This is a genomic window from Acinetobacter sp. GD03645 (assembly GCF_029845285.1).
Lineage (GTDB): Bacteria > Pseudomonadota > Gammaproteobacteria > Pseudomonadales > Moraxellaceae > Acinetobacter > Acinetobacter corruptisaponis.
In genome coordinates this window covers 18,196-29,812 of the sequence record NZ_JAOCLL010000028.1, presented here as the reverse complement: position 1 = coordinate 29,812, position 11,617 = coordinate 18,196, and the positions used below count along the sequence as shown (strand labels likewise).

The following is an 11,617-nucleotide window of genomic DNA, read 5'->3' as shown; positions in this document are numbered from 1 at the left end:
CTCAGTCCTTAAAAACCACTTAATCAAACTGTCCAACTTATTGGGGTCAGATCATAAAGCGGGGATTTTTTATTTCAGATGCAATCCAAATTTTAGCGCATAAGAAATTGATTTTGACTTTTTAACCCATCCCTAATTTGCTGCTGTAACCTTAAAATATCCTCAACATTCACTTTAATCGTTCCATCACGAATACCATCCACATTATTACGGTTAATATTCATAGGTTCCAACATTTTAAAAACTCCGTCGGTGGGATCAGGTGACTGCAAGCCCATAGCGACGGCTAGAATATACTGTTGTAACGCAGGTGAAAGTTGAGAGGTATCTGGTTCTGCTATTTTCGGCTGATAATCGACTGTAACTGTGCTTTCCTTTATTGGCTCATTCTGCATATCACTATGGGTCTTATATATACGGTGTTGTAACGCCTGACGCACTTTAATGTCTTCCTGAAATGGAACAGGTCCCACTTCTTCACGCAACTCAGATTCAGCCATAACACGAATTGTTGGCAATGTGGTCACCTCTTCTGCCTGCACGGTTGGTAACGCCATAAAAGCAAATAGGGAAAGAAAGACAGATCGTTTTAGAAAGTTCATCGCTTGCTCCAAATATCTCTCATCCATAAGAAAACAGTGAGTTAAATAAAAGCATCTATGAATAGGCTACAACAAAGTGCTGTTCGATTCAGTATGGCTCAGATAAACGGTCACCGTGATTTAAAATTTGAACCAAAGATAAAATCCATGTTTGAGAGTGGTCATGTTTAATCTTTGTAAATATGGTCATATTTGATCGATAAAACCCTCGCTTATACAGAGATTTTTTATTATCGTTCCCTCAGGATTATATCAATATCAATCATTATTTTAATTTAGAATTCAAAATATTAGGAGTAAATGGATGTCTTCAACCCTAAGCAAGGCAACACTTGGTGTGGCAATCATTGCCACATTTTTAACAGGCTGTGCCACCAAAACCCTGATCACCAAAGATGGTAAAACCTATAATCGAACCACCAGAGTCACTTTGGTTGAAGACAATGTGGTTGCTTTCGGACGGCCTGCACAAACGGTCCTGAATTTACCTAGAGACAGCATCGTGATTGCAGGACAAAAGAATAGCTATATCCTCACGCAGGGTGGCTCCCAGTTTGTAACCTTGATTAGCAAGCTTGACCCTAAAAATATTCAGATCACACGAGACCTAAACTTTTATTCTGAAAAGAACGATGGAAATTTTTCGGGCACCTTGCCACTTTCCTATGTAAAGCTTAAAGAGGATTTAAGTAAAAAAGACCTGGAGTTTTTTATTGAAAATGGCGCCAAGGAATGTTCTTCCTCCAGTGATGAACGGATGCAGGCGCAACGCTTCTGCTTTGATGTTAAGCTGGCGGGTGTGGTCTACCCTGCCGCAAACAACCTGACCTCATTAAAAGCCTTAAGCAAGCCTTATCAGGTCACTATTTATACCCAGAAAGAGGAAAGCTATACATCCAAATCAGGCATGAATCCTTTCGAAAAATTGGTTCTGCTGCCATTTGCAGTGGCGATTGATGTGGTGAGCTTGCCATTCCAGGCCGCGGATAAGATTTTTGATTAATCCAAAAATATAAAGACTTTTCCAACAGGATGATGAACATGGCTAACTGTGCGTTTCCTCCTCATCATCGCCCTCAAAGGTCTTGGAAATTTTCTCAATATTGAGGCTCTTTGCCATCGCATCAAAGATATTTTTATACACGCCCTGTTGCTGGTAAAGCTGGTGGTGTTCACCATGCTCCACAATCATGCCGTCCTGCATCACATAGGTGTAATCGGCATCAATAATCTGAGAAAGGCTATGCGAGATAATGATCACGGTACGACCCTGCTTGATCTCATCCAGACTATGCTTGATCTGTTCGGTTGCAATCGCATCAAGGCTTGCAGTGGGTTCATCCAGAAAAATAATTGGCGGATTTTTCAGGAACATCCGTGCAATGGCTATACGTTGCTGCTGCCCTCCCGAAAGTAATAGGGCATTGGACTGATAAGCCTGTGGCAACTTCAAAATCTGCTCATGGATGGAGGCTTTTTGAGCGGCAAGGATAATTTCGTCCTGTGTTGCATCCATCTTGCCATAGCGGATATTTTCCTCAATGGTGCCCTGAAAGATATGGTTCTTTTGCAGCACCAGACCAATATGGTCGCGCAAATACTGGGTGTCGATTTGGTTTAATGGCGTGCCGTTGAGCAGGATTTCTCCCGACTGCGGTAAATAGAATTTATCCAATAAACTGATCAGGGTAGATTTACCCGCTCCCGACAAGCCCACCAATGCAGTGATCTTGTTCGGCTGTATGGTCAGGTTAATATCTTTCAGTGCATGAAAGCCATTGGGATAGTAAAAATTCACCTGTTTCAGTTCAAACCTGCCTGTCAGTGGCTTTGGTTTGAGCTTTCCAGAGGTTTCAATTTCATCATCGGCTTCCAGTATCTTGAAGAAGCTTTCCGCATAAATCATCGCGTCATTTACTTCATCATAGATGCGGTGCAATGAACGGATGGGTGCAGACACGTTATTAAACAGCAGGATATGAAACATGATCATGCCTATGCTCATATCACCGACCAGCACAAAATAAGCTGTCAGGATGATGATAAACACCACACCAATCTGCTCAATAAAGGTTTTTAGTCCATCAAACAGAAAGCTGAGCTGACGGGTATGCATCTGGTTGTCAGTAAGCTGTTTTTGTAGGCTGAGCTGTTTCTCCGCCTCGATTTTTTCACGGTTAAAAGATTTAATCACGGTAATGGAATTAATAATACTTAAAATACCCTGACTTTTACGCTCGCGACCATCACGTAAATTGCGCCGTGTTCCACCCAGTTTCTGCGCCTGCTTAAAGGTAATCCAGAAATAAATCGGCACAATGCACAGCGCCACCAAACCAATCCAGACATTGGCATAGAACATCAGGCACAGCGCAATAATGGCACTGCTAAACAATGGAAAAATATCAATAAAGAAGATCTGAACCAGTCGGGTAATGGAGCCAATACCACGATCGATACGGGTTTGCAATTTTCCCGCCTGATTGTCATCCTGGGTAAAGAAAGCCAGCCGATATTGCAGGAATTTGACGATGATGGCCTGCGCCACATCCTGTGCAACCAAAATCCTTAACTTCTCCCCAAAAAATTTCTGTCCAAACTGGATAAAGATATTGATCACTTCCTTGGACAATAAAATCACACTGATGGTGACCAGAATATGCCCACCTGCATTCAAGCCCTGTCCCGATTCAACCACGGCATTGATGCGGTCGACCGCATACTGCAAAGTCAACGCATTCACCTGTGCAGTTAAGGCACCGATTAAGGTCAATACCAGCGTCACCACAACCAGTAACTTATAAGGCAATACAAAAGGTCTCACCTTATAAAACAGTTCTAATAAATTCATATCTTAAAATTCTTCATTTCAAATGGGTCGATTTAGAGCTTCCTTATAATAATTTGCAGTTGCCTTACAGTTCCTCTTCCAACACCTCGGCATTATTCTTCTTGATCTTTTCCATCTTGCTGTTCAGCTTGAGAACTTCCTGATAAAGCGTATTAAACCTTTTTACCTGAGAGGTCTCATGAAAAAGAATGGTTTTATCTTTGCGCTGCCACTGGCTGTTTCTCAGCATATCAAACATGGCCTGTGCCTTGCTAATGATCTGCTGCTCAATCGGAAAAATGTCATGGGCCTTATCCGCTTTCAGGTTGTTCTCCAGTTTTTCTTGCAGTGACTTTCTCATGTCATGGTGGATCGCAAGACTTTTTGCCTGCTCAAGTGCGCGTAACTGGATATGCTGCCGTTCCTGTTCATATTCAGCTGAGATTTTATTCACATCAGCCAGCATTTGTTCTGTTTCCCTATAATTCCGCTGGCGATCCTGATCCAAACGTTCCACATCTAAAAACGTGTCCCAGTGCACTTCTTTCAGTTGCCGTAAATAATGGTTACGCGCCTCAATGTTTTGCATCCAGTAGGTGAGCAGGAACTCAGACATCACCTTGTGATCACCCGACAAACGCGGATCATGCACATCCAGCTTTACAGGAGTTGACCAATCTTGCGCCTGATCATAGAGCTCACGCATTTTCTCCGCCATCACCACCTCAAACATTTGCTGGCTGTTGGCCGCATGTTGTTGCAGACGATGTTGATACAGGAAAAAAGAACCGATACAGATCACCACAAGCGCAAGAAAGAATAAAAAACGGCGCATATCGCCTCCAGATTTAATTATATTTTTTATGTTGTAAAAACCAGTCTAATCAATAACAGGCCTCTGTTTTATCATTTTTTATTTCAATTCTCGTAACGGAGCATTACATTTTCATCGCTTTAAATTCAGTGGCTTCGCCCCTATTATCTGTTTAACTGAAATTGAAGAGATATGCCATGCGTGTGGATATTTGGTCAGATGTGGTCTGCCCTTTTTGTTATATCGGTAAAAAACGTCTTGAGCATGTGGCGGCAGAGGCGGGCATTGAACTGGAGGTGCATTGGCATAGCTATGAGCTTGACCCAAACGCGCCTGCAAAACATGAGGGTTCCAATACTGAGCGCCTAGCCAGGAAATATGGTCGAAGCTATGCCGAAATGGAGGAGATGGAACGTAATGTAGCTGCAATGGCGGCTACTGAGGGCATTGATTTTCAATGGCAGAAAGCCAACTCAGGCAACAGCTTCAATGCCCACCGCATCATCCATCTGGCACAGAGCAAGGGTCTAGGCAATGAGGCAGAAGAGGCCTTTTTCCATGCCTATATGACTGAGGGCCTGGCGATTGGTGAGCGTGAGGTGGTTGAGGAAATTGCCTCACGGATTGGTTTGGACAATGCCGAAGTCGAGTATGTGCTTGATTCAGATGAACTGACCGATTTTGTTCGTCACGATGAAAAAATTGCCCGCGAACAGCTCAACATCACAGGAGTGCCGTTTTTCGTGTTTGACCAGAAACTCGCACTTTCTGGCGCACAACCACGTGAGATTTTCTTGCAGGCGCTGCAACAGGCCCAGTCAGCAATAACAGAAATTGAGCAGGATGATGCTGCGCAATGTAATGATGAAAGTTGCGAAATCAAACCTTAATAATGCTGGTCATTGGGTAAGCTTCAACGTCAGGCCGAAGCTTACCCATTCATATACAGACCTGTATAATCTCTTTTTATATCAACCTTTTATCATAAAAAAACCACCTTTTATCTAGGGTCATCATTCCGTCATTTTTTAAGCGCTCCTGTTTGCTGGGCTTTTCACCAGCAGATATGTGCGGCTGGTCACAACTCAGCCATAAATTTACAGATACAATTTAGTTTTGTGATCTAATTAACCGATGCATACTTTTAAAATGTTTTTATTTTCAAAGCTAAACCATGAACAATTTCTCTATTTGGAATAGCTAAATGAGATTTTTTACTAACTTATAGACTATAGATTTTGCATTGTTTTCTTCTATAATCGTCATAAAGTGACATTCTTTTGTTATGGAAATGCAAGCGTTACAAGCCCTCATTAACGGTCAGACCCAACCAGAACAAATATGCATTGAACAGCTTGTAACGTGGGCGAAACAGCATACTTCAACGACTACAACTGAATACAAACTGTTAGAGATTGCTGTCAATATTGTACTGCTTCACTATTTAAAACAGGCTCAAGCCTATCTCTAAGGAAACTATCGATGGACGTATTAGAGAAAGCTCTTTTGGTTGATGAGCTCAAAACTCTCATTGATGGGCTCAATGACAATAAAACTTCGCTTTTTGAAATTGCAAAATCAAAACAACGTATTAAAGACATTTGTGCATCTTGTAACGATCCTGCCTTTCAGGACCAGTTGATTCCGTTTAAACAATTTATCCAGAACGAAGAGTTTTCCGCAGAAGAACTCGCAGATTATGGCTACGCCATGACCTATCGTGGCACCTTTAACTTTATGGGGCGCGTCGAGAATGCCCTATTCGCTTCTGGGGACATGGGCTGGGCCGCCTTACGTCAGGCACAGCACTGGCAAGTCTGGGTGATTCGCCCAGCCCTGTCTTTCCTTAAAAGCCCGTGGATGAACTCATCCCAGGATGCGTTAAAATGGCTACAGCGCCATGCCAGCGACTATGTAAAAACAGATGATGAGCTTGAACACCTCATCCCTGTTCTGGAACCCATACATCAGAATTCAACAGATGCCCTTTCAGATCAGGCAGCCCATAAGGATGCACTATCGATAATGAGAGAAGAAACCGAAAACTTTCAGTCACAGTTGGAAGCGATTATTCAGGAAAAAATCCAGCCTGTTGCATCCACAGCGACCACCACGCGGGCCAAATCAAGCTTTAAACAGAATGTGCGCCCTACAGCGAACCTGAACAAGGCCAAGCCGATCGCACTGAAAGACTTCAATCTGGATGGTCTGCTGTGCCGCCTGGAACGTGTTGACGCACGTACATTCCCTTCGCTTTACCGTGTTGATCTGCACAATGACATTGACCAGAACATTAAAATTGACTGGCTCTATCTCAAGGCAGAGAATGACGCACAACCAATCTGGGAATCTGCACAGGTTTTTATTGCAGAGCAGTTGTACGCACAGGGCCAGTTCTCGCATTATGTGGTGCTCGTGGGTACACACAACATTGAATATGCGACCACCATCCTACAGGCCTATACCGACCAGCGTCACACCAGAACCAGCTCGATCCACCAGACCAGCTGGATAAATTTCAAGCAGCATTACCACCAGCATGAAACCCTGTTTAATGAATGTGTCATGAATGGCACCTTGGTCTGGCAGCGCGACCAGCGGGTATATCCTTATATCCCTGTATCATTTATCAATACCCAGAAATTCATTCCATTCGAGGAAACTGCGGCAACGTTCCTGACCCCTGTTATCCTGTTAAGGGAACGCCAGAAAATCCGTATCATTCACGGTTCGGAACGCGTTAGACTGTCAAGTGAAGACCAGGCCTATCCATACCTATTGCTGGACCGTGCCGAGGGATATACCTGGCAACTGATCCGTCAGGTAATTAGCCGCCTGCCACAACCCATTTCTGTACATGACCTTTATCAGGCACTGGAAAGCAGTGCGGCCTCAGAATCATCTTAAAACCATCCTAAATTTTACCCCCTCAGTCCATCATTTTCCCTGCAACATTCCAGTTGTGGTTAGAAATGATGGATTTTTATTGCAAGCCATTATTTTCCACTGATTGATCTGTTCATCATCTACCCCTGAAACATCCTCCAACCAAGTGTCAACAAGCTTTGTTGATATGACTACTTTTTGTGTCTATCACTTGATTTTATTCAGTAAATCATCAAGAGTGGAGTCAAGAACAATATATAAGCCTGCATTATGATGATTTTCCCAAAAACAGTGTCACGACCTTTATTTTATAGCTTTATGGCGTGCTCTCTAGGTTCAGCCAGCATGGTCTATGCGGCGTCAAACACTGAGCCACAGAATCCACCGCAGCCCCAACCTCCACAGACGGAAGCGGCGACATCTGAAAATTTTCTGGACTATATTCCAAAATGGGTGGATGCGGCCCCAACTGTTTTTCCTGAACAGTCCAATCAGCCGATTGTGCCGCCAACGGCGGAAACGGAAGACAGGACATGGATTGACCGAAAACAGCGCAATATCCGCGAATGGGCTGACCGCACCTCAGTTAAGATTGATGACTGGTTTGGGGAGGTAGACCCAGAAAAGCCCGCTTCCGCCACCATCCGCTTTATGCTCGACAACTACTGGAATGAATACGACAATTACGAAGTGAAACCCCGTATTCGGGGGAAGATTAAACTCCCCACTCTGGAGAAACGGCTGAGTCTGGTCTTCGGTGATGATACGCTGGACGATGAGTTTGACAACAATATTGCCAATATCAACAATCAACCGAATCAGGATTCCAGCAAAAGGCTTGATTCCAAACAGGCACGGGATAACAATGGCTCTATTGCGCTACGTTTTTCAAATTTCTCCAAGCGACTACCTTTTGAGACCGATGCCGATATTGGTATCCGTTCAGGTGATGATGTCTACCTACGCTTAAGGGCTGAAAAAAACTGGACCCTACGCAATGACTTCCATTTCAACGCCGAACAGATTTATCGTTATGGCAGTGACAGTGAAAACTACCTGCGCACCAATCTGGAGCTGGTCCACGCACGTCCTAACCAGCCTTTTTTATCCAACCAGTTTAGCCTGATCTATGCCGATGAACAGGATGATGACCTGACCTGGGAAAACAGGACATTCCGCCAGCATCAATTTTTTGCCCACAACAATTTCAACTATGGCATTTATACTGGTGGTTACTACAATGACAACAACCTACGCCTCAATAGCTGGGGGCCTTTTGTTTCATGGCGTCAGCCCCTATGGCGCGAATGGTTCTATGTGCAGGGCGACCTGAACTACTTCAATGACCACCGCGAAGACCGTAGCCATTATGTTAGCACATTCATTCGTCTTGAAACCCTGTTTTAAACACAGCTAAACCAGACAGAAGCCCAATCAACATAGCGATTGGGCTTTTTTATTTGTAAAAATTCTTTCCTTAATAAATATAGGTTTAAGCTTTGATTACTATATTTATCCTCTTTTATTTTTCTTTATTTCAGCATGAATCAACAATACGCCTTGCCTGTGTATTTCTTGATTGTTGGCAACCTATGTCTGGGTTATCTACTCAGCCCATTCTTTCCCATATTTTTATCCTTAAACAGACATGTGGTTCACTCACCCATTTCCATCACTAAACACTCTTTTCAACGCCAACACCACCTAATCCACACCTTAACCTGCACCACGCCCGTAGATTCCAACAATGAATCAGGTGATGAACAACTCAGACAGGAACTCATGCAGGTGTTTGGCGACGATTCATTGTGGCAACGCGCACAACAGCCCCAAACCATAAAAAAACTGGGAAAAAACACCAAGCATAATGCGCATAAAACCATAGCCACAGCAAATCCGATCAGTGCAGGCTGGTCAACCCTTTCAGGCTTGCTACCCTTTAACAACGATCTTGATCTAGGCACAAATTCTGACACAGATATTTATGTCCAGTTTTTAGCAAAGAAGAACTGGGCCTTGGCCTCAGGTATACATCTGGATACCGCACAAATCTTCCGCTATGGTTCAAGCAGCAAGAACTATGCGGAAACCAATCTGGATTTAACCCAGCAGCTTAAATATCACAGCCTGTTTTCAACCCAGTTGAATGTCTCTAAAAGCCAGAATGAAGAATATACATGGAGTAACCGTACGTTCCAGAAACTATCGCTGCTGTCCAAAAACAATATTAGCTATGGTGTTTTTAGTACGGGTGACTATGAAAACAGGGAGCTGCGCGTCAATGAATGGGGACCTTACTTTTCCTGGAAACGCCCCGTCTGGCGTAACTGGATCTTTATGCAAAACGACATTAATTATTTAAATATTCCATCCGATAAACAAGACAATCATTTCAACTATCAAATGTCCTTTGAGATGCATTTCTGATGAAAATATCAGCACAACTGTGGATAACTTTAATGTTATCCATAGAGACAAAAAACCTCTGACGGATCAGAGGTTTTTTATTATTTAAGGGCTTACTTCAACAACAGGCTATTGATGCGTTTGACATAAGCCGCTGGGTCTTCTGGCAAGCCACCCTCGGCAATCACCGCCTGATCAAAAATCACATTGGCAAGGTCATCAAACTGTGCTGAGCTTTCCAGTTTTTTCACCAATGGATGTTCAGGGTTAATTTCCAGAGTTGGCTTGCTTTCAGGAACCGCCTGACCTGCCTGTTTCAGCATACGGATCAACTGTGGAGAGAGTTCGCCCTCACTAGTGACCAAACATGCAGGTGAGTCAACCAAACGGGTGGTCACACGGACTTCCTTGGTTTTGTCTTTCAATGAAGTGCTTAAACGCTCCACCACAGGTTTAAACTGTTCAGCCGCCTCCTCAAGCGCCTTTTTCTCATCTGCATCCTGTAGATCACCTAAATCCACAGCACCTTTAGACACGTTCTGTAATGGCGTACCATCAAATTCAAAGACAAAATTCATTGCCCACTCATCGACACGGTCTGCCATGAGTAACACTTCGATGCCTTTCTTCTTGAACACTTCAAGCTGTGGTGAATTTTTCGCGGCGGTTAAGTTATCCGCTGTCACATAATAAATGGCTTTCTGCCCCTCTTTCATGCGGGCTTTATAGTCAGCCAAAGAGGTTGAGATTTCATCATTGGTGGATGTCGCATAACGTAACAGCTTTAAGATACGCTCACGGTTACCCGTATCTTCACCCAAACCTTCTTTTAACACTGAACCAAATTCAGTGTAGAACGTTTTGAATTTTTCCTGATCTTTCTCATCTTCCGATTTTGCCAAGCCATCCAACAGGGTCAGAACACGGCGGGCATTGCCCTCACGAATGGTCTTCACATCACGGCTTTCCTGCAACAATTCACGGCTAACATTCAGCGGTAAATCGGCACTGTCCACCACGCCCTGAACGAAACGTAAATAGTTTGGAATTAGATTGTCCGCCTCATCCATGATGAACACACGTTTTACATAGAGCTTGATACCCGCCTTTGCCTCACGGGTAAATAAATCCTGCTTCGCCTGACTTGGGATATACAGCAACTGGGTATATTCGGTACTGCCCTCAACACGGTTGTGTGCCCATGCCAATGGTTCAGCAAAGTCATGACTGAGGTTTTTATAGAACTCAATATACTGTTCGTCAGTAATCTCGCTCTTGCTACGAGTCCACAACGCACTGGCCGAGTTAATTGCTTCCCATTCATCGGTTTTGACCATCTGGCCGCCTTTAGGCTCTTCACCCTCGGCAACCTCTTCCTCTTGCCAGACCTCTTTTTGCATCTGGATTGGCAGGCTAATATGGTCTGAATATTTGTTGATGATCTGTTTGACTTTCCACGATTCAAGATAATCAAGTGCATCATCACGTAAATGCAGAATGATGTCGCTACCACGGCTCACTTTATCAATTTGCTGAACTTCAAACTCGCCTGTACCGCCACTGATCCAGCGCACACCCTCGGCTGCATCCAGCCCCGCACGACGGGACTCCACCGTGATTTTATCGGCAACAATAAAGCCTGAATAGAAACCCACACCAAACTGGCCAATCAGTTGCGCATCGGCTTTCTGGTCACCTGTCAGTTTGGACATAAAGTCCTTGGTGCCTGACTTTGCAATGGTACCAAGGTTGTCAATCGCTTCCTGCTGGCTTAAACCAATACCATTATCTGAAATGGTCAAGGTCTTGTTGTCTTTATCCAGAATGACACGAACATGCAGGTCTGGATCATTTTCATAATATTCAGGATGGTTGATCCCCTCAAAACGCAGCTTATCGCAGGCATCCGATGCATTGGAAATCAATTCACGCAGGAAAATTTCAGGATTGGAATAGAGGGAATGCGTCACCAAATGCAATAACTGAGCAACTTCAGCTTGGAAACTATAATTTTTTGAGGCTTGTTCACTCATAAATCACTCCTTATTTGTGAGGCTTAAATTTAGAATGATTTATGAA

Annotated in this window: 10 protein-coding genes; 6 read left to right on the top strand and 4 right to left on the bottom strand. The window is 43.8% G+C overall.

The genetic code is table 11. The annotated features are described in order from the left end of the window. Positions 1-92 precede the first annotated feature (92 nt). On the bottom strand, positions 93-602 hold the full coding sequence (locus N5J47_RS16950) for a hypothetical protein (RefSeq protein WP_279961164.1): 510 nt from the start codon (positions 600-602) through the stop codon (positions 93-95). A 304-nt stretch (positions 603-906) separates the two neighbouring features. Here N5J47_RS16950 and N5J47_RS16945 point away from each other — a divergent pair, with 304 nt between their 5' ends. Continuing rightward, complete coding sequence (locus tag N5J47_RS16945) at positions 907-1,605, top strand: hypothetical protein (protein ID WP_279961163.1); 699 nt, start codon at positions 907-909, stop codon at positions 1,603-1,605. A 42-nt stretch (positions 1,606-1,647) separates the two neighbouring features. Here the strand turns inward: N5J47_RS16945 and N5J47_RS16940 are convergent, their stop codons facing one another. Both N5J47_RS16940 and N5J47_RS16935 read right to left on the bottom strand, forming a co-directional pair. Next, on the bottom strand, positions 1,648-3,453 hold the full coding sequence (locus N5J47_RS16940; RefSeq protein WP_279961162.1) for an ABC transporter ATP-binding protein: 1,806 nt from the start codon (positions 3,451-3,453) through the stop codon (positions 1,648-1,650). 64 nt (positions 3,454-3,517) lie between these two features. Then, positions 3,518-4,267, bottom strand: coding sequence for a hypothetical protein (locus tag N5J47_RS16935; RefSeq protein WP_279961161.1), 750 nt, complete (start codon positions 4,265-4,267; stop codon positions 3,518-3,520). Between the two features lie 176 nt (positions 4,268-4,443). On the opposite strand from N5J47_RS16935, the gene N5J47_RS16930 reads away from it, so the two are divergent. The 5 genes from N5J47_RS16930 (at position 4,444) to N5J47_RS16910 (ending at position 9,559) form a co-directional block, all read left to right on the top strand. After that, the gene (locus tag N5J47_RS16930; protein ID WP_279961160.1) at positions 4,444-5,136 is read left to right on the top strand and encodes a DsbA family oxidoreductase; all 693 of its coding nucleotides are present in this window, start codon (positions 4,444-4,446) and stop codon (positions 5,134-5,136) included. Between the two features lie 395 nt (positions 5,137-5,531). Then, positions 5,532-5,717 carry a hypothetical protein gene (locus N5J47_RS16925; protein ID WP_267981505.1) on the top strand — a complete coding sequence of 62 codons (186 nt, stop codon included), beginning with the start codon at positions 5,532-5,534 and terminating at the stop codon, positions 5,715-5,717. A gap of 11 nt (positions 5,718-5,728) precedes the next feature. Continuing rightward, positions 5,729-7,153 (top strand): hypothetical protein, encoded by a 1,425-nt coding sequence (locus N5J47_RS16920; RefSeq protein ID WP_279961158.1) that lies wholly within the window; start codon positions 5,729-5,731, stop codon positions 7,151-7,153. Between the two features lie 249 nt (positions 7,154-7,402). Further along, positions 7,403-8,539 carry a hypothetical protein gene (locus N5J47_RS16915; RefSeq protein ID WP_279961157.1) on the top strand — a complete coding sequence of 379 codons (1,137 nt, stop codon included), beginning with the start codon at positions 7,403-7,405 and terminating at the stop codon, positions 8,537-8,539. Positions 8,540-8,674: 135 nt separating this feature from the next. Beyond that, complete coding sequence (locus N5J47_RS16910; protein ID WP_279961156.1) at positions 8,675-9,559, top strand: selenocysteine synthase; 885 nt, start codon at positions 8,675-8,677, stop codon at positions 9,557-9,559. Between the two features lie 92 nt (positions 9,560-9,651). Here the strand turns inward: N5J47_RS16910 and htpG are convergent, their stop codons facing one another. Further along, positions 9,652-11,571: a molecular chaperone HtpG gene (htpG, locus tag N5J47_RS16905; protein ID WP_279961155.1), complete on the bottom strand. Its 1,920-nt coding sequence runs from the start codon at positions 11,569-11,571 to the stop codon at positions 9,652-9,654. Positions 11,572-11,617: the final 46 nt, after the last annotated feature.